The organism is Dermacoccus sp. PAMC28757 (genome assembly GCF_014302635.1).
Lineage (GTDB): Bacteria > Actinomycetota > Actinomycetes > Actinomycetales > Dermatophilaceae > Dermacoccus > Dermacoccus abyssi.
Map to the genome: position 1 here is coordinate 740,762 of NZ_CP060292.1, position 22,529 is coordinate 763,290.

Genomic DNA, 22,529 nt, shown 5'->3' on the forward strand with positions numbered 1-22,529 from the left:
CCGGGAGCCCTACCCCGTTCAGGCGGAGTCTCCTCGCTGCCCATGTCCTGCGATGACACAGTGGACTCATGGGTAAATCGGGTTTCCCACGACTACTGCACCCCACCGTCGACGCCGTCAACGTACGAGACGTCGCAGTCTTCTACGGCGAACTGCTGGGCCTTAACCATGACGCCGACGTTGCCGACGGTGAGCCGCAGTGGGTCGAACTCGTCGACTCGGCGGGAGCTGTCCGGCTGGCCGTGCAGCGTGTCGATTCCCTCACCCGGACCACCTGGCCTTCGCCAGACGTTCCGATGCAACTGCATCTTGAGTTCATCGTCGATTCTCGCGACGAGTTGTTGCGTCACGTGGAACGTGCGTGCGCTCTTGGGGCCATAGTGCTCATGGATCGTTCCGATGAAAGAGACGAACAGGTCTTCGTGCTGGCCGATCCAGCCGGCCACCCGTTCTGTCTGCTCTCTCGCGTCTAGCTGTACTGACCGGGGACGTTGATCGAGTCCCCTGCATGTGAGGCATCTCGGTTCCCAAGGAGCCCCTCCAGGACTGTCAGCTCGTCGGGGGTCAGGGCATGGAAGAAGGCATCACGCCCCTGGCGCAGGCGGGGCTGCAGTGGGTGGGTGCTCAGACGTATGGTCGAGGCCGTTGGACGGTCGGAGTGGTGAGCGCGGATCTCGAGCCTTGGCGTGTTGAACGACGCTTTGCTTTGTACCGGCGGGTGCCGGCTGAGGATGTCTCACGTGTCATGGCTGATCTGGCCAACAATGCCGAGTCGGGACGATTGCGGATCCCGCCTCGTAAGCGCCTGCGCAGGCAATGAAGCCGGGCGTGCCGCGTGACAATCCGGCGTAGCCAAAACGGTGGCGGATTCAACCGGTCAACGCACCATTGATGGTGTTCAGGCTATCGGTGAAGGCGTCGTGGGATGAGGCCCAGCCGAGGACCTTGCGGGGCCGTTCGTTGATGCGCGTCGCGATGGTGTCGAGGTCGGTCTGGGTGAAGGAGCGTAGGTCGGCGTTCTTCGCGAGGTACTGACGCAGCAGGCGGTTCGTGTTTTCGTTCGTGCCGCGCTGCCATGGCGAACGGGCGTCACAGAAGAACACTTGCATGCCCAGGGCGTGCGTCACCTGGTCGTGGAAGGCCATTTCCCTGCCGCGATCCCACGTCAACGACCGACGAAACTGCGGCGGCACGTCGGCGAGATTCTCGATGAGAGCGTCCCTGACGGCGTCAGCCTTATACCCGTCGGGCAGGGCGACGACGCGCACCAGGCGGGTGGAGCGTTCGACGAGGGTGGCCACGGCGGACGGGCGCTGGCCCATGATGAGGTCACCTTCCCAATGGCCGACTTCGGCCCGGTCTTCGACGCTGGTGGGTCGATCGTGGATGGATGCCATGTTCCGCAACACGCCGCGGCGTTGTCGGGGTTTCGCGACGCGCGCGTGGCGCAGGGATCGCCCTGATCGCAGGAGGCTTCCCTGTCGTGGCGCACGGATCTGGCCGGTGTACAGGGCGTGGTAGATCGACTCGTGCGACAACGAATCCTGCTGTTCGCGCCGTAGCCAGTGGGCGATCTGGGTGGGTGACCACCCTCGTTCCAGCTTCGCCGCGACTAGGCTCGACAGCGCCGGGTCGCGGTGGAGGCGTGAGGGTTTCGGGCGGCGCGCGTTGCGCCACGCGCCCGCGTCAGCGCTGGCCGCGCGATAGGTGCCGGGGCCGCCGTGGCGGGCGACTTCGCGGCTGATGCTCGTGTGATGCCGTCCCAGCCGAGCGGCGATGACACGGCACGATAAGCCGGCGGCGAGGCCGCGGGAGATCTCTTCACGTTCACTCAGCGACAGGTGCCGCCGGTTCCGGGCGCGCGGCGGCGGCTTCACTCCGCCATGGCGGCGCAGCAGCGTCCGGACTGGGGTTTGGCTGACGCCGATCGTGCGGGCGATGAGCCTGACCGACTCACCCTTCGCCCACAACGCCCAGACGTTCTCCTGCTGCTCGTTCGACAACCCGGCCATGACACCCACGATCCCCTATCGGTGGTGGTGCGTTGACCGGTTGAATCCGCCTTCGTTTGGGCTACACCTGTGAGGTCGGATCGAGCAGGAGCTGTCGCAGGAGCGAGCTGAGTTCCTCGCGCTGGCCCGCACTGAGGCTCGACAAGAGGTTTTCCTCGTTGGCGACGTGTTCGAGGAGGGCTTCATCGATGAGGGTCTTTCCCGTCTCTGTCAGGCAGATGCGCACCGAACGCCGGCTGTCAGGATCCGCCTCCCGCGAGATCAGCCCCTTGGCAACGAGGCGATCGGCTCGGTTCGTCATGGCTCCTGCGGTAATCATCGCCTGCGCAGCCAGTTCCCCCGCGCTCAACCCTGCACCCTCAGGGTCCGCCCGGCGCAGAGTGGCAAGGACATCGAACTCGCCCGGCTGTAGGTCGAACTGGGCGAAGACGCGCTGGAGCTGCCGATCATAAATGCGGGCCAGGCGTCCCAGCCTGCCGATCACGCCCATCGCGCTGACATCGAGGTCGGGGCGCACCTGCCCCCACTGGTCGATGATCCGATCCACGGCGTCCACCATCAGCCAACCCTTCAACGTTGAAGTATGCGCCCGGCTAGGTTAGCGTGGAGGAGTGTTCAACGTTAAAACGTTTTACGTGAAGGCATTTTCATGGGTTGGTTGAAAACGACCGCAGTGACCGCGATGGCACCAGCGATCTGGGGGACGACGTACATCGTCACCTCCCAACTTCTGCCGCCTGGCCATCCCTTGTTCGCATCGCTGGTGCGTGCCCTGCCGGCCGGTTTGATCGCGAGCCTCATTGCGCGTTCGGTGCCAACGGGCGGGTGGTGGTGGAAGAGTTGCGTGCTCGGGGTGCTCAACATGGGCGTGTTCTTTCCGTTACTGTTTGTCGCTGCGTACCGATTGCCAGGTGGCGTCGCCGCAACGCTCGGAGCGGGCCAACCCTTGATCGTCGCAATCCTCGCCGTCGCCCTACTCGGTGAAAGGCTCTCGTGGTGGCGCATCACCTGGGGCGTGGTGGGCCTCGCGGGTGTCGCTCTGGTCGTTCTGCGCTCATCCGCACGACTGGACGGGATCGGCGTCGCGGCCGGCCTCTTAAGCGCCGCGTCGATGGCCCTCGGCGTCACGCTGAGCAAGAAGTGGGGCCGCCCGAACTCAGTGCCAGCACTGGGCATCGCCGGATGGCAACTCACCGCGGGCGGCCTGTTCCTCCTGCCCCTCACGTTCATCTTGGAAGGAATGCCGCCAACACCCGATGCCCGCGCGGTCACCGGATACGCATGGCTCGGCCTGGTCGGCGGCTTGATCTCTTACGCCCTGTGGTTCCGGGGAATCGGACTGCTACCCGTCACCTCGGTAGCCATCATGGGCCTGGCCTCGCCGCTGGTCGCCGCCGCACTCGGCATGGCCTTTCTGCACCAAGCCCTCACCGGTTTACAGCTACTGGGGTTCGCTCTCGCCCTGACAGCCATGGTCGCAAGCCAGATCCCGCCAGAACGCCTCTTCCGAATTCGTCAATCCTACTCGGATCAAGGAGAACCCGCATGAACATCGCCATCCTCGGGGCCACCGGAATGGCTGGCTCCCGCCTCAACCTTGAAGCCATGCGTCGCGGACACGACGTCACCGCCTACGCCCGCAACAACCACGCCGTCGCGGAACGCTCGTACGACGTCGTCGCAGTCGAGGCAACTAGTCCAGCGGCGATGGAGCGCCTCGCACGCGACCACGACGTCCTCGTTCTCGCAACGCGGCCACACCCAGGAGAAGAAACTGACGCGGCCCTTGTCGCGACGACAGTGCTCGACGCCGCCTACGCCGGGCGGCGCGTCATCCCGATCCCGAGACCCCGGTCACCACGGTGAGCTGCTTCTTCGCGATGTTGACGTCGATATCGCGCAGGTTGTTCGTGCGGGCGCCGCGCACCCTGATGACGCCGCTGTCCGACATGGGCTGCTCCTGGTGGGTCTTGGGGGTCATCGGTTCAGTCCTGGTGGGTCGCTGCGGTCTTGGGCAGTGCGAGCATCGCGACGGCCGCAAGCAGGTAGGTGGCGACCTGCCAGGGCATCGCCTGGGCCAGTGCGTGAGCGAACAGCTCGGCCGGTGGGGTCGCTGTGCCGGCGCTTGAGGTGGCGTTGAAGAAGACGGTGGCGAGGACGGCGACGCCGACCGCTCCGCCGATCTGGTTGACGGTGGACAGCACCCCGCCGGCGGCGCCGGCGCGGCGGCCGGGAACGCCGGCCAGGACGACGTTGACCAGGATCGGCGCGGCCAGTCCCAGGCCGAGGCCGCCGAGGAACATGGCGGCGGCGAGGGGCCAGTAGCCGGGGGTGGCGCCGTCGCGGACGAGCCACCACAGCAGCCCCTGCGACGCGGCCAGAGTCAGCGACCCGGTGACGAGCAGGGCTCGCCCGGCCCTCGCGGCGAGGGCGACACCCGCACCGGAGGTGAGCATCGAGCCTAGGGCGTAGGGCAGGATCACCAGGCCCGTGTCCCAGGCCGAGCGGCCGGTTCCGGCCTGCAGGTAGATCGACAGGACGAGGAAGAACGAGGCGAGGCCACCGAAGAACAGCACCGACGCGCCCAGGCCGGCGACGAAGGGTCGGACCTTCAGCAGGTCGGGGGCGAGCACAGGCTCGCCGCCGCGGCGTGCGAGGGCGCTCTCGAAGCGCAGGAACCCGGCCAGGACGAGCACGCCGGCGCCGAGCAGAGCCCAGCCCCAGGTGGGCCAGCCCCAGTCGCGGCCCTGGACGAGGGGCAGCAGAACCAGCAGCACCCCGACGGAAGCGAGCAGGGCACCAGCGACGTCCAGGCGAGAGCGGGCCGCAGCGCGGGACTCGGGCAGGACCCGCCAACCCAGGACGAGCGCGACCAAGGCGACGGGGATGTTGATCCAGAAGATCGTGCGCCAGCCCAGGCCCGCCAGGTCGGCGTCGACCAGTGCTCCGCCGATCAGGGGTCCGGCGACTGAGGCCAGGCCCTGGACGGCGCCGTAGGCGCCGAAGGCCTTGGCCATCGCTGCTGGCTCGAAGGAGGAGCGGATGATCCCGAAGACCTGCGGGATCATGAACCCGCCCGCGAGTCCCTGGAGTGCCCGCACGGCGATGAGCGCACCTGCGGTCGGGGCGAGGGCGCATGCGGCCGACGCGACGGCGAAGGCGGTCAGGGCGGCCAGGAACACTCGGCGTCGTCCGTAGTCGTCACCGATACGCCCACCGGTGATCAGGCCGGAGCCGAGCGCCAGCGTGTACGCGGCGAGCATCCACTGCAGTTGCGCCGGCGACGCGTGCAGATCCGCTGCGATGTGCGGGGCCGCGACCGTGACGATGGTGACGTCGAGCAGGTCCATGAACGAGGCGAACAGCACGACTAGCAGCGCGAGCGAGGCCGCCCGGCCGCCGACCCGAGCATCCGCTGCGGTGTCTTGAGGAGAAGTCATGGCCTCACCGTGCCGTCGGTTCAGGACACCGAATGACCACAACTAGCGCCATGCTGGGGGGCATGGCCAATACCTCCGCCCGCATCTTGCGGCTGCTGTCACTGCTCGAGGCGCGCGTCGAGTGGTCAGGTGGCGAGCTCGCCGAACGGCTCGCGGTGTCGGCGCGGACCGTGCGCCGCGATATCGACACGCTGCGCGAGCTCGGCTACCCCGTCGAGTCCGTGACCGGTCCCGGCGGTGGCTACCGGCTCGGCGCCACCGGCAAGCTCCCGCCCCTGGTGCTGGACGACGACCAGGCCATCGCCATCGCGCTGGCCCTGCAGACCGCACCGGCGACCGTGACCGGAATCGACGACGCCGTCGCCAGGGCGCTGACGACCCTGCGCCAGGTCATGCCCGCGCGGCTGCGCGCCGCCAGCGAGGCCTTCGAGGTCACCGCATTGCGCAACTATTGGGAGTTCTCGGCGCCACCCATAGACGTCGCCACACTGCAGGCAGTCGGGTCCACGATCCGCACGAGCTCCTGCCTGCGGTTCGACTACGCCGACCCCGACGGGCGGGTCCCCGCGCCGGGCGACGCCGACTTCCGACCGCCCCACGACGTCGAGCCCCACCACCTCGTCGTGTGGGCCGGCCGCTGGTACCTCGTCGCCCGCGACCGCAACCACGCCACCTGGGGCACCTACCGGGTCGACCGGATCCGACCCAAGACCCCCGCCGGCCGCCCCTTCGCCCCCGCCCCTCTCGACCCCGAGGCCCTGAACCGGCTCGTCGTGCAGAACCCCGACCGAGGTGACACCCCCGGCCAGTGGCAGTGCGTCGGCACCGCAACGCTCGCGCTGCCCGCGAACGTCGTCGCCCGCTGGGCCCCCGGCGGGTCCGTCGTCACTCCCATCGACCGACATTCCTGCCGCCTGACGATCGGGGGGTGGTCCTGGGCCGGAGTCGCCGGCCTCTTCATCACCTTCGACACAGACCTCACGAATGTCGAGCCGTCCCAATTATGCGACGCCTTCGCGACCATCCGACGACGCCTGGAAAACGCCCCGCCGACGGGCCTACGCCAACAATGACCAGCACACACACCCAGCCCGAAGGGCCAGGGTTGTCCGTATCCTCTCGCACGAGGACGTCGTTGGCTCGCGCATAGCCGGTCGACCAACATCCGCGGTCAATACATCTAGCCGAAGCGATCGGACACGCTGATCGACGGAGCTGGCCGTTTCGATGGAGACGATCCGTTCGCGTTGCCCGTCGCACGATTGATCAACGCCGCCCGGCAGAAAGGCTAGAAGACGCCCCCTTCTGCCAAGACCTGTTGTCGAGCTGGGCCAGCAGCTGTTCGTGCGTGCGCCAGAAGATGTCTGGGGCCTTCTTGGCTTCCTTGATCCACAGCGGCCCCTGCATGGTTTCCTCGGTCCAGATGTGAGTGCCTTCGCGCTTGGAGTCAGTATCCATGCGTGGTAGCAGCGCGACTCGTCGGAGGCCTTGGGAAGGCGTACCAGGCGAGGCGATAGCGCTCGGTATCGAACTCATGGACGACACAGCGCATGTCCTGCCCTGCGAGGGTCGTCTCGAACTTCGTCCCCTCAGAGAGAGTCGCGCCGCCGTCTTCGAGACTCACTTCTTCGACCGAAGGGTAGAAGTTCGGCCACTTCGAGGTTTCGGTGAATGTGGCCCACACCTGTTCGATGCCGGCTGCACCTCAAGCTCATTCGTGAAGTGGATGGGTGAACGGTTGGGCAGCATCTCCTCGGGCCAGTCGATGACTTCAAACACGCTTCCCCCTGGTGGTTTACCTCGTTGAGGTGGTTGGTCTTGCCGGATGGTCAGGCGATGCGTGCGCCGCCGTCGACGTGGATGGTCTCGCCGGTTACGAACGACCCTTCGAGCAGCCACAGGACGGCACGTGCGATGTCGTCGTTCCGCCCTACTCGGCCGACCAGGGTCGCGCGCCCGGAGTCCTCGAGAAATTCGTGCTTCGCGTTGTCTCCCATCGCATCCCAGCTGCCGGAATCGATGATGCCGGGCGAGATCGCGTTGACCCTGATGGGAGCGAGCTCCTTTGCGAGATGCGTGACGGCGTAGGTGACCGCCCCGTTCGTGATGCCCATGACGGCGTATCCGGGCGACGGGTTCCACGCGGCGACGCCGGAGAACAGCAGAAGGCTGCCGTCGGGGCGAAGCGTCTTGGCTGCATGCTTCGCCAGCACCATCGGACCGATCACCTTGGCCTCGAAGGCGGAGACGACATGGTCGTGGTCGAGCTGCGAGACCGGCACGTTGTGATGCGCAGACGCGGTGGTGACGATGTGATCGAGTGGTCCGACCTCGTCCAGAGCGCGCACGATGCTGTCTTCGTTGGTGATGTCGATGCTGACAGCTCGCGCTCCGGGGATCCGCTCAGCGGCCTCGCGCGCTTTCACCAGGTCGCGAGCACCGATGACAGGTGTTGCGCCTGCTTCGTGGATGGCGTTCGCGATGGCGAACCCGATATCGCGCGCACCGCCGATGATGAGGATGTTCTGGCTGGCCAGGGGCAGGGTGGTACTCATGGGGTTCTCCCTTGCGTTGCGGTAATGAGACGCGTTATGCGGGGACCAGATGTGGCGACGCTCGCGCGCGTCCAGTCGCAGGGTGGCATACGCAAGGGCCAACCCCGCTGCGGTCATCATAGCGCCGACGATGTTGGCCGAGGCGTACCCGAAACCGGCCCCGATGGCGGCGCCAGCGAGCCACGCAGCCAATGGGTTTCCGAAGTTGAACGCGCCGATATTGATCGCCGAAGTCAGGGTCGGCGCATCAGAAGCGCGATCGAGGACGACCGTCTGCAGCGGAGGGATCGCTGCCATGCCCAGAGCGCCGATGACGAAGACGAGGACGACGGCCGGTCAGTACAAGTCGTACCGATCAGACACGCTGATCGACGGAGCTGGCATTTCGACGCAGACGATCCGTTCGAGCCGACTGCTTCCATCGCACGGGGTGCCTGAACGCTTCCAGGGCCGGTCTGCCTCGACTTTGCGCAAGCGGGTGGCTCCGGGCCCGACTGTGCGATGTTCGAGGCGTGTCGTGTGCAAAGTACGGCGCATCTCGACACGTGAAAAGGTCAGGTTGTGCGTGATGTTTCGTGCACAACCTGACCTTTCGGCGTCAGCCAACCCATCGGCCGGTTCAGCGTGAACTCCGCCCACCGCGTCAGCGCGTCGGTGAGACTGGTTGTCGGGACGCGCCGTGCCGGGCGTCCGCCCCGACGACGCCCGAGGTGACGATGACGACGCCGACGTTCACCACCGAATCCGAACGCCACGTCTGGCAGACGTTGACCGATGCGATGCCGCCCGACTGGCAGGTCGTCGCCAACGTGCGCCTCATGACGGAGCGGCGCGACCACGAGGTCGATCTCGTCGTCCTCATCCCAGACGCGGGCATCGTCGTTGCCGAAGTCAAGGGCGGCAGCGTCTACTACGAGGACGGTGGCTGGTGGCTCACCTCCGGTGGGCAGACACGCAGCATCGATCCCATGGGCCAGGTCTCCGACGGCCTCTACGAACTGCGGCGCTATGTCGAGGAGGACCCGCGGTGGTCCGGCGGCCGCGTGCGCTGGACGAAGGCGCTCACCGCTCCGTACACCGACTTCGCCGACGACTTCGCCGCCCCTGAGAGCCCGCGCTGGGCCGTCCACGGCCGCCGAGACATGGACGACCTCCCCGCTCGGCTCGAAGCAGCCGCGCGCAAGGGCGACCTGGCCGTGCCGAGCGCGGCGCAGTGTGACCTCCTCCGCGAGATCCTCGCGGGACGCAGCCTTCCCGTGCGTGACGTCGTCGCCCTCGCCGCCGAACACGAAGCGCGCGCCGAACGACTCACCGCCGAGCAGGCCACTCTGCTCAAGGTGACGCGCCTGCTCAACCGCGTCGAAGTTCGGGGTGGTGCCGGTAGTGGCAAGACCGTGCTCGCCCTCGCCCAAGCGCGCGAACTCGCGCGCGGCAGCGCCGAATCGCCCGCGCAGCGCGTCGCCCTCGTCTGTTACTCGATCGGCCTCGCCGCCCACTTCAAGCGGCTCACGGAGACCTGGCCGCGACGCCAGCGTCCCGCGTTCGTCGGCACCTTCGAGGAGCTCGGACGCTACTGCGGTATCGAGGAGTTCGGCGCTCGCGACAACCCCGACTTCTGGGAGCGCGAGCTGCCGGAACAGATCGCCGCAAAGGCCGCCGAGTTGCCCGACGGTAAGAGGTTCGACTCCTTCGTCGTCGACGAGGCGCAGGACTTCGCCGACCTGTGGTGGCAGCCCGTCGTCGCGCTCCTACGCGACCCCGACCAGGGCGGCCTCTACGTCTACTCCGACGAGAACCAGCGAGTCTTCGATCGCTTCGGTCGCCCGCCGATGGCGCTCGTTCCACTCGTTCTTGACCGCAACCTACGCAACACCAAACAGATCGCCGAGGCGTTCCGTCCCCTCGCGCCGGCGCGCATGTACGCCGGCGGCGACTCCGGGCCCGACGTGGAACTCGTCCGGTGCACGTCGGACGAGGCGATCAATGCCGCGGACGACGTCGTCGACAGCCTCTTCGAGGACGGTTGGGAGGCGACCGACATCGCGTTGCTCACCACCGGTCGGCGCCACCCCGTCCAGGTCGAACAGCAGGAATCGCTCGGCCAGGAAGGGTATTGGCGTTCGTTCTGGGACGGCGACGACGTCTTCTACGGCCACGTGCTCGGCTGCAAGGGGCTCGAGCGTCGCGTCGTCATCCTGTGCGTCAACGAGAAGGTCGGCCAGGAACGCGCCCGCGAACGCCTTTACGTCGGCATGTCACGTGCAACGGAGCAGCTCATCGTCGTCGGCGACCCGGACGTCATCGCCGAGATCGGCGGCCCAGGCGTCGCGGCGCGGCTCGGGTGCGGCTGATTGATCGCGAAAGTGTCAGGTTGTGCGTGATATTTCGTGCACAACCTGACGTTTCTGCGTCACTCGCCGGTGGGATCGTCGGCCGCGTTCGTGTCTACTGGGTCGCGTGAGTTCAGCCGAAGAGCACGATTACGCCGCCAGCATCGCCCGGGCGCTCGAGTCGCAGGACGAGTCGCTGCGACTGCGCGCAGCCCTCGCGGCGGGCACCCACCCGCATCCGAGCCTCGTCGAGCCCCTCGTGCGCCGGTGCGGAGTCGAACCCGACTTCTTCGTCCGCGAGAACCTCTCCTGGGCGCTCACGCGCCTGCCGGCCGACGACGTCCTGCCGCGCCTGCAGCGTGAACTCACGTCGAAGAACCTCTTCGCGCGCACCCAGGCCGTCCACACCCTGTCGAAGATCGGCGACCGCCGTGCCTGGCCGTGGATCACCGCCGACCTCCTCCACGACCCCGACGACGACCTCGCCCGCACCGCCTGGCGCGCCGCGGCTGCCCTCGTGCCCGACGACGAGGTGAGCGCCCTCGCCGACGAGCTCGTCAAGGAACTCGGCCGCGGTGACGACGGCGTCCGCATGGCCCTGAGCGTCGCGTTGCTCGGCCTCGGCGAGCCTGCCGTCACGCCCGTTCAAGCCGCCATGAAAAGCCCTGAGTCCGCCGTCGCGGAGCACGCCCGCGCCACGGAACTGATGCGCACGCGCCCCGACCTCGCCTTCGCCGGGGCCCTCGAGGAGGCCAAACGCATCATCGCCATGGGCGGCGCGACGGGCTGATTCACCCCTCGAGGCGCATAGGCTCACCCAACGGGCTTATAACGATTCGCCCTTTCGGGCGTGTGAAGTGTGATCTGCGCCATGACGCCTGGTTCTCTGTGAGAGTTCGTTTCTGCCTCATGAGAGATCCCCATGGACACCACGTACAAAATCATCGCGCTGACGATCTATTTCGGCGCGATGCTGGCCATCGGCCTGTTCGCCTTCCGCCGCACCAACGACGGTGACGACTACATGCTCGGCGGCCGTCGCCTCGGGCCGTTCACCGCGGCCATGTCCGCCGGAGCCTCGGACATGTCCGGCTGGCTCCTCATGGGCCTGCCGGGCGCGCTCTACATGAGCGGCCTCGTCGAGTCGTGGATCGCCATCGGCCTGCTCATCGGTGCGGCCGTCAACTGGCTGTTCATCGCCCCGCGCCTTCGTGAGTACACGGCTCTGGCGAAGAACTCCATCACCATCCCGAGCTTCTTCGAGAATCGTGTGGACGACCGTAGCCGCGCCCTGCGCGTCGCCGCGGGCCTCGTCACGCTCGTTTTCTTCACGTTCTACGTGGCTTCCGGCATGGTCGCCGGCGGCACGTACTTCGAGTCGACGTTCGGTGGCAACTACATGCTCGGCATGTTCCTCGTCGCCGGCGTGACGCTCGCGTACACCCTGTTCGGCGGCTTCCTCGGCGCCACCTACACCGACATGGTGCAGGGCCTCATCATGCTCGCGTCGCTCATCCTCGTTCCGCTCATCGCGATGTTCGCTGTCGGGGGCCCGGGCGAGATGTTCGACACCGTCAGCCAGATCAAGCCCGAGTTCACCTCCCTGACGGCGTCCGCCACCTTCATCGGTGTCGTCTCGTCGCTCGCGTGGGGCCTCGGCTACTTCGGTCAGCCGCACATCATCGTGCGCTTCATGGCGCTGCGCAGCTCGAAGGACGCCAAGGTCGGCACCGTCATCGGTATCGGCTGGATGCTCCTGTGCGTCCTCGGCGCGATCTTCACGGCGCTCGCGGGCCTCGCATACTTCCAGAAGCACAAGGACGCGCACCTCACCGACACGAAGAAGGGTGAGACCGTCTTCCTCGACCTCGCCCAGCAGGTGTTCCACCCGGCCGTCGCGGGCTTCCTGCTCGCCGCCGTGCTCGCCGCCATCATGTCGACGATCTCGAGCCAGCTCGTCGTCACGAGTTCCGCGCTCGTCGAGGACCTTGCCGGCATCCGTCAGAGCCGTCCGATGACGGCGAACCAGCAGCTGTGGGCCGGTCGCGCCGGCGTAGGCATCGTTGCCGTCGTCGCGATGCTGCTCGCGATGCAGCGCAACGACTCGATCCTCGAGCTCGTCGCGTTCGCGTGGGCCGGCTTCGGTTCGGCGTTCGGTCCTCTCGTTCTGCTGTCGCTGTTCTGGCGCCGCCTCAATCGTCAGGGCGCCCTCGCGGGCCTCGTGACGGGTGCGGTCGTCTCCTTCGTCTGGGGCAAGTTCGAGCTCGACACCAAGTGGGGCCTGTTCGGCGACCAGCACCTCTACGAGATGGTGCCGGGCTTCCTCCTCGGCCTGCTCGCGGCCATCGTCGTCTCGCTCGTGACGCCGGCGCCGTCCAAGGAGGTCACCGACACCTACGACGAGATGCTGCGTCTGCACCGCTCGCCGCGTACGGACGAGGAACTGGCCGCCAAGGCCTGACCCGTTCCGTTACGAATCGATCGGCGCGCAACCTGCATCGGGTTGCGCGCCCATCGGCGTCAACGGGGATGTCGGAGTCAGCCGGTAGGTTGCTCGCATGAGTGACATCTGGAGTCGTGTCCATGACGAGCGTCGGGCGCTCATCGCCGACCTCGCAGGTCTGCCCGCGCAGGCCTGGGAGCAGCCGTCGCTCGCGGCCGGGTGGACGATCCACGACGTGGCGGCTCACCTCGTCGACAATGCGAGGACGACCCCGCTGCGGCTGGTCGTCGCCATGGCCAAGGCGCGGTTCGACTTCGACCGGCAGAACGCGAACGGCGTCGCTGCTGCGAAGGGTTCGTCGCCGGAGGAGACGCTCCAGAGGTTGCGTGACGTCGCCTCCCGGCGTTCCGGACCGCCCGCGCCGAAGGCGAGCCGCCTCGTCGAGGAGATCGCGCACGGAGAGGACATCCGACGCCCTTTGGGTATCGAGCGTGACTATCCCGTCGCGTCCGTTCTCGACGCGCTGGACTATCAACTGCATACCCCGCAGCGCTTCGACGGGGCCAAGGAGTTGTTGGGTGACGTTCGGTTGGTCGCCACGGACGCAGACTTCTCCGCTGGCGACGGGCCGGTCGTCGAAGGCTCTGCGCTCGACCTGCTCATGGTGGCGACGGGCCGGGCACCTCGCACGGAGGGGTTGAGTGGTGCGGGTGTTGCGCGCCTCGTGGAGTTGGGCCGCGCGACAGCCTGACGAAGGCGAAGGGGCATCATGCCAAACGTCAACCAATATTGCCAATCGGCTGGGGTTCTGCCGCCGAGCTTGGCATGGTGGAACGCGAGCACGAACTTTCACCGGCCCTGCCAGCGCGCCGAAGCGGCTTGCGCGAGAGCTTGATTTCCTGCGGGGCTGACGACCCGAGGAGGAATGAATGTTCACGCGCTCCATGGAAGAAGTCGAAGCCGTCGAGTGGGGAAGTGGCACGAGCCACCGCCTCGTCACCGAGGGCGACAAGATGGGCTACGCGATCGCCCGCACCCTCGTGCGTGCAGGCACCGAGTCGAAGCTCGAGTACCGCAACCACCTCGAATCCTGTTACTGCATCTCGGGTTCGGGCAACGTCGAGGACACGAACGGCAACGTCTACGAGATCACGCCGGGCACGGTCTACGTCCTCGACAACCACGACCCGCACTACCTGCGGGCCTCCGAGCACGAGGACATGGAACTGCTCAGCATCTTCAACCCGCCGATCACCGGCAACGAGAAGCACACGCTCAGCCCTGACGGGTTCAGCTCCTACTGATCGGAGCCAGCGGACGTCGGACTCGGCGTTCGCTGACGAGGGCGAGCACCTCACCGCCGCGCAGCCGCGCGGGTGCGGTGCTCGTTCTCGTTCGGCGTCAGCGAACTTCCCAGGGCTCGACGTCGCCGGGCACGACGTCGAACAGCGGGTGCGGTTTTGGGCGCGCGGTGACGACGACCGCCTCGAACCACTCCGGGTCGCGAGTCTCGACCTTCGCGCGCAGGTGCTGCCACTCGTAGTCGAGTTGGCCGGCGGTGACGCTCAGGCGGAGGCCCTCATCGGCGGGGCGTGACACGCGGGAACGGTCGAACGAATAGCCGCGGGCATCGGCGTCGTCGGCGAGGGCGTGCAGGTAGGTCGCGATGGCGACGAGCGGGTCGTCGGTCGCCCGAAACCGTTGCAGCTGAGGGTGATGCGTGTATCCGCGCGTTCCACCGGCGAGCACCTTCTGCGCGAGCAGCGCCTCGCGCCAACCGGCCACGAGCGCGCGACGATCGAGCTGGGAGGGGTGCAGGCTCCACAGGCGCACGGCTACTCCTGCCGCCAGGTGAGCCGCGGCGACGCGGGCGTCACAGCCAGTCCTTGCGCTTGAACATGAGCCACATGACGGTCGAAACGGTCGCCATGAGCAGCAGCGCGAACGGGTAGCCGAAGAACCAATGGAGTTCTGGCATCTTGTCGAAGTTCATGCCGTAGATGCCGGCGACGATCGTCGGTGCGAAGAGGATGGCGGCCCATGACGAGGCCTTCTTCACTTCGTCGGCCTGCGTGTTGGCCACCTCGGCGAGCCGCTTCATGTCGTCGTTCTGCACCTGCGCGACGAGGATCGCGTTGAGCTGCAGGATCTCCGAGAGCGATTGGCGGAAGCCGTCGGAACGTTCGATGACGCTCGTGACGTGGTCGTGGACGTCACGCATGAGCGCGATGATCTCGGGGTCGGTGCCGTACTGCTCTGCGCCGCGCTCGAGGCCGGCAAGCACGCGGTGCAGCGGCTTCACGGCGCGCTGCAGCTCCATGACCTCCTGCGAGAGCTCATAGATGCGGCGCGACACGTTGGGATCGGACTCGAAAACCTGCGTCTCGATCTCGTCGATGTCGTTCTCGAGCCCGGAGAGCACCGGCGCGTAACCGTCGACGACGAAGTCGAGCAGGCCGTAGAGAATCGCCTGCGGGCCGGCCGCGAGAAGGTGCCGGTTCTTCTCGAAGCGCTGACGCACGGCACCGAGCTCGGGCTGCGCGGTGTGGCGGACGGTGATGACGAAGTCGGGCCCGATGAAGGCGTGCACCTCGCCGAACTTCACGGTTTCCGACGTGTCGTCGTAGGTGGCGGGGCGCAGGACGACGAAGAGGGCGCCGCCGTAGCGTTCCGCCTTCGGCCGCTGGTGCGCGACGATCGCGTCCTCGACGGCGAGAGGGTGCAGGTCGAAGATCTCCGCGACGGTCTGGACCTGGCGTGCGGTGGGGTGCGTCATGCCGATCCAGGCGACGGGGTTGCCGCGCCGGTCGGGCTTGCGCAGATGCTCGAAGGTCTCGCGGATCGAGGCCGGCTCCGCGAGCGTGTAGCCGTCGTCGTAGATGGTGCTCTGCACGATCGTCGACTCGGGCGGACGCTCGTCTTCGTCACGTACGGGTTCGAAGGGCGTGTTGTCGCGTTCGGTGCGCAGGGGCGTGCCGGTCTGCTCCGTGCGCAGGACGGCGAGCGGCCCCGCGGTGATCGGCTTTCCTCGCCAAGTGGGCATGAGGTGAATCGTAGTGCGCGCCCAACGTTCGAGTTCTCGGCGCTGCGCGTCGTCGGTGGCGCGGAAGGCGGGGTGGGTACCCTCGGCGCAATTGGAACTACGCGAGGAGTGGGTGTGGGTCAGGTCGTCGATTTCGTCGAGGTGTCGACCGAGGGGCTCGAGTCGTCGCCCGTCGCCGAGGCACTCGCGGGGCTGCGCGCCAACGAGGCGCGCTACGTCAACACGAAGTACAAGACGACGTTCGTCGTCGAGAAGGCTTCGGACGCAACAGAACTGCTGGAATGGGTGACGCGCATCCTCAAGGAGGAGCGCGACATCGTCATCGCGTCGCCCGCGCTCGAGGTGAGTGAGAACGACGTCGACGGCATCACATGGGTGCACGTGTTCTACGAGTCGGGTCTGTCGATCAAAGTGCTCTACACGCGTGAGGACGGCGGAAAGCGCGCCGTCGGGTTCAAGCTCAGCCAGGGCATGGAGGTGCCCGAGGAGCTCTCGAGCTTCAAGTTCGCGCGCCAGAAGTCGAAGCTGGCCGGCGAGATCCGCGGGTCGTACTTCGTCATCAAGGGCGAGTACTGATCCCAGCTGTCCACGTTTGCTGCGGTTGGTGACGTTCCGCCGTCACCAACCGCAGCAAACGTAGACACTCACCGCACGTCAGTGCTTCGTCTTGCCTCCGCTCGAGAGGACGAACTGCTGCTGGGGCGTGTCCGACAAGGCCGCACGGGCCCGAGAGGTCGTCGCCCTCTGCGCCGTCTTCGTGGAGATGCACGCCGGCCTCGATGAGCAGGCGGAGGACGGCTACAGCCTCGACGCCCTGCTCGCCGCCGGCGCGGCCGCCGGAGTTTCGTTCTCCGTCGCCGGCGGCGTCAGCGCGGACTCCGTCGAGGCCGTCCAGCGGGCGGGGGCAGACGTGGCCGTCGCGGGCAGCGCCATCTACAGCGCATCGGACGTCGCCGGCGCGGCCGCCGCCATCCGCTCCGCCATCAGGTGACCACCGCCCACCGCATCCCGTGGTGAGGGGCAGGTGACGGCACGCCCGGACCCTTTCCCCTCCCACCGGGTGCGGTGGACGCAGAAGCGCTCGATCCGCGTCATGGTGATCGTGATGTGCCGGGCGGCGCCGCGGCGCATCCCGACGGCCCCGCCGTGGGCGATGTCGCTGCGGTCCCCTCGGACCTTCTCCGCGCCGGACCCGTGGTGGACCGGCGCTCGTCCGCGTGACACCCCCGCTGGAGCTGCCCGCCAGGACCGGCGCCGGTGACACCGGTCCCTCCGCGACGTGCCCGAGCCGACGGCCCTGGCACCAGTGATCGTCCCCCCTCGCCCCGCGATGCGATCCGAATCGGGGGGTGAGGGGCGTCAGGAGCGTTGCAGCGACCTGCCCCCGTCTTCCCCGATCACACCCTCTACGCACTCGTCACCGCCGCTGAAGCTCCGGCATGCTGGCCCCACCGGCCAGGCCCGCCCCGGGCATCGTCCAGGACGGGATCGGCGAAGGATCCGTGCACAGAGCCGGCCCGCGACCGCCGCTGGAGCGACGATCGCGTGCCGGGTGCATGACGGCCCGGGATCAGGCGGGGATCATGCCGTGGGGATCGATGATGAACTTCTCCGAGACACCGGTATCGAACTTCGCGTAGGCGTCGGGGGCCTCGTCGAGGCTGATGACCTTGGTGTTGAGCATGTCGCTGAGGTAGGGCATGCGGTCCCACAGGATCGACATCATCAGCTCACGGTTGTAGTGCATGATCGGGGCCTGGCCGCCGGAGATCCGAGGCGACTTGATCCACGCCTTGCCGAAGTCGAGCGGGTAGGTGCCCTCCTGCTCGGCCTTGGACGAGGCCAGCGGGTCGGGGCCGTAGACGCCGACGATGCCGGTGGCACCGCCTGCGCGGGTGGCGTCCATGACCTGGTTGATGGCGTGTGCGGGGCTCATGTCCTTGGCCTCACTGCCGATCCCGTGGGCTTCGTTGCCGACGTAGTCGACGGCGCAGTCCACCATGGGTTCGCCGAGGATGGCCTCGATCTGATCGGTCAGCGGCACGTCCTGGTTGAGGTCGATGGTCTCGCAGCCGTTGTTCTTCATCAGGTCCAGCCGGTCCTGGTGGTAGTCACCGACGATGATGCAGGAAGCGCCCAGGAGGCGGGCTGCTGCGGCGCCACAGCGTCCCACAGGTCCGGCGCCGGCGATGTAGACGGTCGAGCCGGGCTTCGCCCCGGCTTCCATGAGGCCGTGGAACGCGGTGGGCAGGATGTCCGAGAGCAGGGCGAGGTCACGGATCTTCTCCATGGCCTGGTCCTTGTCCGGGAAGCGGAGCAGCTGGAAGTCGGCGTAGGGGACGAACAGGTACTCCGCCTGCCCACCCTGGAAGTCGCCCAGGTTGAACCCGTAGGCGCCGCAGGACACGTCGGGGTTCACGGTCTCGCACACCTCGGTGTGGCGGGCACGACAGTTGCGGCATCGGCCGCAGGCGACGTTGAAGGGAACCGAGACCAGGTCGCCCTCGGAGAGGAATTCGACGTCGGAGCCGATCTCAACGACCTCGCCGGTCATCTCGTGCCCCATCACCATGCCCTGGGGTACGGGGAAGGAACCGCGGTAGATGTGCAGGTCGGAGCCGCAGATGTTGGTGGCGACGATCTTGAGGATGACGCCGTGCGGGGCGCTCCTCCCGTTCGGCATCTCGAGCTTCGGGAAGTCGAGGGTCTCGACGCGCATGTCCTTGACGTTCTGGAACACGACGGCGCGGTTGCTGCTTGCCATGACGTTCTCCTCCAGTTGGGGATGGCCCGGTCGCGGAAGTGCCACGGTCATTTGGATGCCCGTCGTCCGCGACCTCGGCTCGTTTCGAGCATAGGACAGACGGAGCCCCGTGCTCCACCCTGGCGCCTGCCGCCGCTGCGGCGACAGGCGCCACGGGCAGGTGGGCCGTGGAGGACGGGGCCGTGCTCCGACCGATGGGTGGAACGCGTTGCTAGTGTCGCCGGCATGGTCGAAGCGCGCAGGTCCGCACCGTCGGACTCCACACCTGTTCAACCCGACGTGCAGGTTCTCGGCGCACGCGAGCACAACCTCCAGGACATCGACCTCACGGTGCCCCGCGACGCACTGGTGGTGTTCACCGGGGTCTCCGGCTCGGGGAAGTCGTCTCTGGCGTTCGGAACCCTGTTCGCGGAGTCCCAGCGCCGTTATCTCGAGTCCGTCGCCCCCTACGCCCGTCGCCTCATCGACCAGGCAGGCGTCCCGGACGTCGATTCCATCACGGGCATGCCGCCGGCCGTCGCTCTTCAGCAGCAGCGCGGGGGCCGCAGCGCGCGGTCCTCAGTAGGCAGCATCACCACGCTCTCGTCACTGGTGCGCATGCTCTACTCCCGGGCCGGCCACTACCCCGATGACCAGCCGATGCTCTACGCCGAGGACTTCTCCGCCAACACCGTGCAGGGCGCATGCCCGGAGTGCCACGGCATCGGCCGGGTGTACGAGGTCACCGAGGACACGATGGTGCCGGACCCCTCACTGACGATCCGCGAGCGGGCCATCGCCTCCTGGCCGACGGCCTGGCACGGTCATCAGCTGCGCGATGTGCTCGTCGCGCTCGGCTACGACGTCGATGTGCCCTGGAAGGACCTGCCGAAGGAGGATCGGGACTGGATCCTCTACACGGACGAGACGCCGTACGTCCCGGTCCACTCGCGGCTCACGCTCTCCGAGGCGCAGGCCGCGACCGCGGCAGGCGTGGAACCGAGCTACTCGGGCACCTTCGTCGGAGCTCGTCGGTACGTCCTGGACACGTTCGCGAACACCAAGAGCGAATCGATGAAACGGCGCGTGGCGCAGTTCCTCACGGTTGCTCCCTGCCCTGCCTGCCATGGGAAGCGGCTGAAGCCGGAGGCCCTGTCCGTGACGTTCGACGGCCTCGACATCGCCGATCTCTCCGCTCTGCCCCTCGCGGAGCTCTCGACGCTGATCGACCGGGCGGTCGAACGGGCCACCAGCGCTCTCGACAGGGCCGATTCGGCGGGCAGCACCGGTGGCCGGGCTGCCCGACGCGACGCCGGGCAGCGGGCCGACTCCGCGGGATCAGCGCCCGCGGCCGCCGACGGCGTGATCCCGGCGCCTGACCGCTCGGTCGAGAAGCTGGCAGCGACAGCGCGATTGGGCGCGGAACTCGTCAACAGACTGCGGCCGATCATCGATCTCGGTCTGGGGTACCTGTCCTTGGACCGCACCACACCCACGCTCTCCGGCGGGGAGCTGCAGCGACTGCGACTCGCGACCCAGCTGACCTCCGAGCTGTTCGGTGTGGTCTATGTGCTCGATGAGCCGTCCGCTGGGCTTCATCCGCAGGACGTCAACGCGCTGCTCGGCATCCTCGACGGGCTCAAGCGCCGGGGCAACAGCCTGTTCGTGGTGGAGCATTCGGTGGACGTGATGCGGCACGCCGACTGGCTGGTCGACATCGGGCCCGGCGCGGGTGAGCGCGGCGGCCGCGTCGTCTACAGCGGGCCCTACGAAGGGCTCGCCGAGGTGGAGGAGTCCGTCACCCGCGGATACGTCTTCGGGGGCAGTGGCCTGCCCCACCGGACGCCTCGCGAGCCGCAGGGATGGCTGAAGCTCGAGCACGTCACGCGCAACAACCTGCGCGACGTGTCGATCTCCTTCCCGCTCGGGGTGTTCACCGCCGTCACCGGAGTGTCGGGATCAGGCAAGTCCAGCCTGGTCAGCCAGGCCCTCCCCGCGCTGCTCGACGAACGGCATGGACGAGCTGACCAGGCGGAGGACGCTGACGCCGCCGAAGGGGACGAGCTCCTGCTGTCGGACGAGCCCGACGAGCTTGAGGGAGAGATCCGCGGCGACGTCGACGGGGTGCGCCGCGTCGTGAGCATCGACCAGAAGCCCATCGGGCGCACCCCGCGCTCGAACGTCGCCACCTACACGGGCCTGTTCGACCACGTGCGGCGGAGGTTCGCGGAGACGCCCGAGGCTCGCGCTCGCGGGTACAAAGCGGGCACGTTCTCCTTCAACGTCACCGGCGGTCGCTGCCCGACCTGCAAGGGCGAGGGATCCGTCATGGTGGAGCTGCTCTTCCTCCCCTCGGTCTACACCGAGTGCCCCGACTGCCACGGCACCCGCTACCAGTCCAGCACGTTGGAGATCGCCTGGCGCGGCCGCAACATCGCGGAGATCCTCGCCATGAGCGTCGAGGAGGCCCACGACTTCTTCCACGGCGAGTTCGACATCATGCGGTCGCTCGCGGCGCTGGTCGACGTCGGCCTCGGGTATCTCCGTCTCGGACAGCCGGCCACCGAGTTGTCCGGAGGTGAGGCGCAGCGGGTGAAGCTCGCCTCCGAGCTCCAACGATCCCAGCGCGGGGACACCCTCTACGTCCTCGACGAGCCGACGTCCGGGCTGCACAGCGCCGATTCCGATCGGCTCGTGACGCATCTCCAGGCCCTCGTGGACGCAGGCAACACCGTCGTCGCGGTCGAGCTCGACATGCGCATCGTCGCCGTGGCGGACCACGTCATCGACCTCGGGCCCGGGGCGGGGGACGATGGCGGCACGGTGGTCGCCTCAGGCACGCCCGCGCAGGTCGCCTCGTCCGGAGCCGGTGCGTCGGCACCGTACCTTGAGGCCGCGCTCCGGGAGGCCGCCTCCCGGACGTGAGCGTCGGACGGCTGCGACGGGGTCGATGACCTCGTCGCAGGGAGCGCATCGGACGAACAGGCTGCGTCGCCTGATCGGCGACCCTCGAACGACGCTGAACGGACGTCCTGCGGCGTCGTCGACGTCCTCGTGCCCCGACGTCCCGGCGTCCCGGCGTCCCGGATGAGATGGCCACGGGCGCCCCGTCGCTGACGTACGAGGTCTACACTGGCTGACGGGCCAGACGCTCACATTCGGCCAGGCCCCGGTGAAGAAGCCCCACCCTCGATGGCGGAACGTCAGCGACGACCTCCGGGCCGAAGGTTCTTCTCCGTCCCCCACCACCCGGCCCGAGAATCGGCAGCCACCACCTGCCGGTACCTCGATGAGCGCAACGACGACTGCACCCGAGTCGTCCTGCACCCGAACCACGCCGCCCGGTACGGACGGCGTGCGGCTCGCCCCCACGGGCGAGCCGTCATCTCTCGCAGAACGGAGCAGAACATGGCAGACGAATTGCATGGCAAGCGGATCGCGATCCTGGCCGCGGACGGCGTCGAGCGCGTGGAGCTCGAGCAGCCGCGACAGGCGCTTCAGGACGCCGGGGCCACGACCGTGCTGCTCTCGCTGCACGATGGCGAGATCAAGGCCCGCGAGAATGACCTGGACGAGGCCGGAACGTCCTCGGTCGACGCCCTGGTGAAGTCCGCCTCGGCCGACGAGTACGACGCCCTGCTGCTTCCCGGCGGCACAGTCAACCCCGATCAGCTGCGCATGGACGCCGACGCCGTCGGATTCGTGCGCGACATCATGGTCGCCGACAAGCCGGTCGCCGCGATCTGCCACGGACCGTGGACGCTGGTCGAGGCCGGTGTCGCGAAGGGTCGGACGCTGACCTCGTACCCGAGCATCCGCACCGACCTGCGCAATGCCGGAGCGAACGTCGTCGACGAAGAGGTGGCGCGCGACGGGAACCTGATCACCAGCCGCTCGCCCGAGGATCTCCCGGCCTTCAACGCCGCGATGGTCGAGCTGTTCAGCCAGGAGAAGTGAGGAAAA

22 protein-coding genes and 1 pseudogene are annotated in these 22,529 nt (G+C 67.7%); 13 read left to right on the plus strand and 10 right to left on the minus strand.

The window, feature by feature from the left end; translation table 11 throughout:
* The first annotated feature begins 68 nt into the window (after nucleotides 1-68).
* Complete coding sequence (locus tag H7F30_RS03580; RefSeq protein WP_187036771.1) at nucleotides 69-473, plus strand: VOC family protein; 405 nt, start codon at nucleotides 69-71, stop codon at nucleotides 471-473.
* A gap of 396 nt (nucleotides 474-869) precedes the next feature.
* On the opposite strand, the gene H7F30_RS03585 is transcribed toward H7F30_RS03580, so the two are convergent.
* Together H7F30_RS03585 and H7F30_RS03590 are read right to left on the minus strand one after the other, a co-directional pair.
* Nucleotides 870-2,012 (minus strand): IS30 family transposase, encoded by a 1,143-nt coding sequence (locus tag H7F30_RS03585; protein WP_187036759.1) that lies wholly within the window; start codon nucleotides 2,010-2,012, stop codon nucleotides 870-872.
* 61 nt (nucleotides 2,013-2,073) lie between these two features.
* The gene (locus tag H7F30_RS03590; RefSeq protein WP_255464945.1) at nucleotides 2,074-2,586 is read right to left on the minus strand and encodes a MarR family winged helix-turn-helix transcriptional regulator; all 513 of its coding nucleotides are present in this window, start codon (nucleotides 2,584-2,586) and stop codon (nucleotides 2,074-2,076) included.
* Nucleotides 2,587-2,661: 75 nt separating this feature from the next.
* Here H7F30_RS03590 and H7F30_RS03595 point away from each other — a divergent pair, with 75 nt between their 5' ends.
* Together H7F30_RS03595 and H7F30_RS03600 are read left to right on the plus strand one after the other, a co-directional pair.
* Nucleotides 2,662-3,561 (plus strand): EamA family transporter, encoded by a 900-nt coding sequence (locus H7F30_RS03595; protein ID WP_187036772.1) that lies wholly within the window; start codon nucleotides 2,662-2,664, stop codon nucleotides 3,559-3,561.
* Nucleotides 3,558-3,878 (plus strand): NAD(P)H-binding protein, encoded by a 321-nt coding sequence (locus H7F30_RS03600; RefSeq protein ID WP_187036774.1) that lies wholly within the window; start codon nucleotides 3,558-3,560, stop codon nucleotides 3,876-3,878. Before H7F30_RS03595 ends, H7F30_RS03600 begins: the two co-directional genes overlap by 4 nt.
* Here the strand turns inward: H7F30_RS03600 and H7F30_RS03605 are convergent.
* Both H7F30_RS03605 and H7F30_RS03610 read right to left on the minus strand, forming a co-directional pair.
* The gene (locus H7F30_RS03605) at nucleotides 3,844-3,993 is read right to left on the minus strand and encodes a hypothetical protein (protein ID WP_187038132.1); all 150 of its coding nucleotides are present in this window, start codon (nucleotides 3,991-3,993) and stop codon (nucleotides 3,844-3,846) included. The genes H7F30_RS03600 and H7F30_RS03605 overlap by 35 nt on opposite strands.
* A 4-nt stretch (nucleotides 3,994-3,997) precedes the next feature.
* The gene (locus H7F30_RS03610) at nucleotides 3,998-5,452 is read right to left on the minus strand and encodes an MFS transporter (RefSeq protein ID WP_187036776.1); all 1,455 of its coding nucleotides are present in this window, start codon (nucleotides 5,450-5,452) and stop codon (nucleotides 3,998-4,000) included.
* A gap of 62 nt (nucleotides 5,453-5,514) precedes the next feature.
* Between H7F30_RS03610 and H7F30_RS03615 the strand changes: the two genes are divergently transcribed.
* Complete coding sequence (locus tag H7F30_RS03615; RefSeq protein WP_187036777.1) at nucleotides 5,515-6,525, plus strand: YafY family protein; 1,011 nt, start codon at nucleotides 5,515-5,517, stop codon at nucleotides 6,523-6,525.
* Between the two features lie 193 nt (nucleotides 6,526-6,718).
* Here H7F30_RS03615 and H7F30_RS14770 read toward each other — a convergent pair whose 3' ends face one another.
* From H7F30_RS14770 to H7F30_RS03625, 3 genes are all read right to left on the minus strand, one after another.
* Nucleotides 6,719-6,910, minus strand: a complete 192-nt coding sequence (locus H7F30_RS14770) for a hypothetical protein (RefSeq protein WP_222617842.1) — start codon at nucleotides 6,908-6,910, stop codon at nucleotides 6,719-6,721.
* Nucleotides 6,900-7,145: an SRPBCC family protein gene (locus tag H7F30_RS15095; RefSeq protein WP_370563173.1), complete on the minus strand. Its 246-nt coding sequence runs from the start codon at nucleotides 7,143-7,145 to the stop codon at nucleotides 6,900-6,902. Before H7F30_RS15095 ends, H7F30_RS14770 begins: the two co-directional genes overlap by 11 nt.
* A 136-nt stretch (nucleotides 7,146-7,281) precedes the next feature.
* The gene (locus tag H7F30_RS03625) at nucleotides 7,282-8,304 is read right to left on the minus strand and encodes an SDR family oxidoreductase (RefSeq protein ID WP_255464946.1); all 1,023 of its coding nucleotides are present in this window, start codon (nucleotides 8,302-8,304) and stop codon (nucleotides 7,282-7,284) included.
* 419 nt (nucleotides 8,305-8,723) lie between these two features.
* Between H7F30_RS03625 and H7F30_RS03630 the strand changes: the two genes are divergently transcribed.
* The 5 genes from H7F30_RS03630 to H7F30_RS03650 all read left to right on the plus strand — a co-directional run bounded on the left by H7F30_RS03630 (nucleotide 8,724) and on the right by H7F30_RS03650 (nucleotide 14,084).
* Entirely contained in the window at nucleotides 8,724-10,358 is a 1,635-nt protein-coding gene (locus H7F30_RS03630) for a nuclease-related domain-containing DEAD/DEAH box helicase (RefSeq protein WP_187036779.1), read from the plus strand.
* Between the two features lie 106 nt (nucleotides 10,359-10,464).
* Nucleotides 10,465-11,127 (plus strand): HEAT repeat domain-containing protein, encoded by a 663-nt coding sequence (locus tag H7F30_RS03635; protein WP_222617844.1) that lies wholly within the window; start codon nucleotides 10,465-10,467, stop codon nucleotides 11,125-11,127.
* 132 nt (nucleotides 11,128-11,259) lie between these two features.
* Nucleotides 11,260-12,798, plus strand: coding sequence for a sodium/proline symporter PutP (putP, locus tag H7F30_RS03640; RefSeq protein ID WP_047310901.1), 1,539 nt, complete (start codon nucleotides 11,260-11,262; stop codon nucleotides 12,796-12,798).
* 97 nt (nucleotides 12,799-12,895) lie between these two features.
* The gene (locus tag H7F30_RS03645; RefSeq protein ID WP_187036781.1) at nucleotides 12,896-13,531 is read left to right on the plus strand and encodes a maleylpyruvate isomerase family mycothiol-dependent enzyme; all 636 of its coding nucleotides are present in this window, start codon (nucleotides 12,896-12,898) and stop codon (nucleotides 13,529-13,531) included.
* 178 nt (nucleotides 13,532-13,709) lie between these two features.
* Nucleotides 13,710-14,084, plus strand: coding sequence for an ectoine synthase (locus tag H7F30_RS03650; protein ID WP_118913605.1), 375 nt, complete (start codon nucleotides 13,710-13,712; stop codon nucleotides 14,082-14,084).
* A 97-nt stretch (nucleotides 14,085-14,181) separates the two neighbouring features.
* Here H7F30_RS03650 and H7F30_RS03655 read toward each other — a convergent pair whose 3' ends face one another.
* Both H7F30_RS03655 and H7F30_RS03660 read right to left on the minus strand, forming a co-directional pair.
* Nucleotides 14,182-14,613 carry a pyrimidine dimer DNA glycosylase/endonuclease V gene (locus H7F30_RS03655; protein ID WP_047310904.1) on the minus strand — a complete coding sequence of 144 codons (432 nt, stop codon included), beginning with the start codon at nucleotides 14,611-14,613 and terminating at the stop codon, nucleotides 14,182-14,184.
* A 40-nt stretch (nucleotides 14,614-14,653) separates the two neighbouring features.
* Nucleotides 14,654-15,823, minus strand: coding sequence for a magnesium and cobalt transport protein CorA (locus H7F30_RS03660; RefSeq protein ID WP_082128684.1), 1,170 nt, complete (start codon nucleotides 15,821-15,823; stop codon nucleotides 14,654-14,656).
* Between the two features lie 114 nt (nucleotides 15,824-15,937).
* On the opposite strand from H7F30_RS03660, the gene H7F30_RS03665 reads away from it, so the two are divergent.
* The gene (locus H7F30_RS03665; protein WP_187036783.1) at nucleotides 15,938-16,399 is read left to right on the plus strand and encodes a phage tail protein; all 462 of its coding nucleotides are present in this window, start codon (nucleotides 15,938-15,940) and stop codon (nucleotides 16,397-16,399) included.
* Nucleotides 16,400-16,523: 124 nt separating this feature from the next.
* A pseudogene (locus tag H7F30_RS03670) lies at nucleotides 16,524-16,814 on the plus strand (3-hexulose-6-phosphate synthase); the annotation flags it as partial.
* A gap of 579 nt (nucleotides 16,815-17,393) precedes the next feature.
* Here the strand turns inward: H7F30_RS03670 and H7F30_RS03675 are convergent.
* The gene (locus H7F30_RS03675; protein ID WP_047311246.1) at nucleotides 17,394-18,587 is read right to left on the minus strand and encodes an alcohol dehydrogenase catalytic domain-containing protein; all 1,194 of its coding nucleotides are present in this window, start codon (nucleotides 18,585-18,587) and stop codon (nucleotides 17,394-17,396) included.
* Between the two features lie 225 nt (nucleotides 18,588-18,812).
* Here H7F30_RS03675 and H7F30_RS03680 point away from each other — a divergent pair, with 225 nt between their 5' ends.
* Nucleotides 18,813-21,491, plus strand: a complete 2,679-nt coding sequence (locus H7F30_RS03680; RefSeq protein WP_187036785.1) for an excinuclease ABC subunit UvrA — start codon at nucleotides 18,813-18,815, stop codon at nucleotides 21,489-21,491.
* A 483-nt stretch (nucleotides 21,492-21,974) separates the two neighbouring features.
* On the plus strand, nucleotides 21,975-22,523 hold the full coding sequence (locus H7F30_RS03685) for a type 1 glutamine amidotransferase domain-containing protein (RefSeq protein WP_187036787.1): 549 nt from the start codon (nucleotides 21,975-21,977) through the stop codon (nucleotides 22,521-22,523).
* Nucleotides 22,524-22,529 lie beyond the last annotated feature (6 nt).

Bases quoted from the DNA above. Each gene is read 5' to 3' on its own strand.
- H7F30_RS14770 (WP_222617842.1), bottom strand. From the start codon at position 6,910: ATGGATACTGACTCCAAGCGCGAAGGCACTCACATCTGGACCGAGGAA.
- H7F30_RS03625 (WP_255464946.1), bottom strand. From the start codon at position 8,304: ATGGCAGCGATCCCTCCGCTGCAGACGGTCGTCCTCGATCGCGCTTCT.
- H7F30_RS03675 (WP_047311246.1), bottom strand. From the start codon at position 18,587: ATGGCAAGCAGCAACCGCGCCGTCGTGTTCCAGAACGTCAAGGACATG.
- H7F30_RS03595 (WP_187036772.1), top strand. From the start codon at position 2,662: ATGGGTTGGTTGAAAACGACCGCAGTGACCGCGATGGCACCAGCGATC.
- H7F30_RS03650 (WP_118913605.1), top strand. From the start codon at position 13,710: ATGTTCACGCGCTCCATGGAAGAAGTCGAAGCCGTCGAGTGGGGAAGT.
- putP (WP_047310901.1), top strand. From the start codon at position 11,260: ATGGACACCACGTACAAAATCATCGCGCTGACGATCTATTTCGGCGCG.
- H7F30_RS03660 (WP_082128684.1), bottom strand. From the start codon at position 15,823: ATGCCCACTTGGCGAGGAAAGCCGATCACCGCGGGGCCGCTCGCCGTC.
- H7F30_RS03580 (WP_187036771.1), top strand. From the start codon at position 69: ATGGGTAAATCGGGTTTCCCACGACTACTGCACCCCACCGTCGACGCC.
- H7F30_RS03680 (WP_187036785.1), top strand. From the start codon at position 18,813: ATGGTCGAAGCGCGCAGGTCCGCACCGTCGGACTCCACACCTGTTCAA.
- H7F30_RS03585 (WP_187036759.1), bottom strand. From the start codon at position 2,012: ATGGCCGGGTTGTCGAACGAGCAGCAGGAGAACGTCTGGGCGTTGTGG.
- H7F30_RS03630 (WP_187036779.1), top strand. From the start codon at position 8,724: ATGACGACGCCGACGTTCACCACCGAATCCGAACGCCACGTCTGGCAG.
- H7F30_RS03600 (WP_187036774.1), top strand. From the start codon at position 3,558: ATGAACATCGCCATCCTCGGGGCCACCGGAATGGCTGGCTCCCGCCTC.
- H7F30_RS03605 (WP_187038132.1), bottom strand. From the start codon at position 3,993: ATGACCCCCAAGACCCACCAGGAGCAGCCCATGTCGGACAGCGGCGTC.
- H7F30_RS03685 (WP_187036787.1), top strand. From the start codon at position 21,975: ATGGCAGACGAATTGCATGGCAAGCGGATCGCGATCCTGGCCGCGGAC.
- H7F30_RS03645 (WP_187036781.1), top strand. From the start codon at position 12,896: ATGAGTGACATCTGGAGTCGTGTCCATGACGAGCGTCGGGCGCTCATC.
- H7F30_RS03610 (WP_187036776.1), bottom strand. From the start codon at position 5,452: ATGACTTCTCCTCAAGACACCGCAGCGGATGCTCGGGTCGGCGGCCGG.
- H7F30_RS03615 (WP_187036777.1), top strand. From the start codon at position 5,515: ATGGCCAATACCTCCGCCCGCATCTTGCGGCTGCTGTCACTGCTCGAG.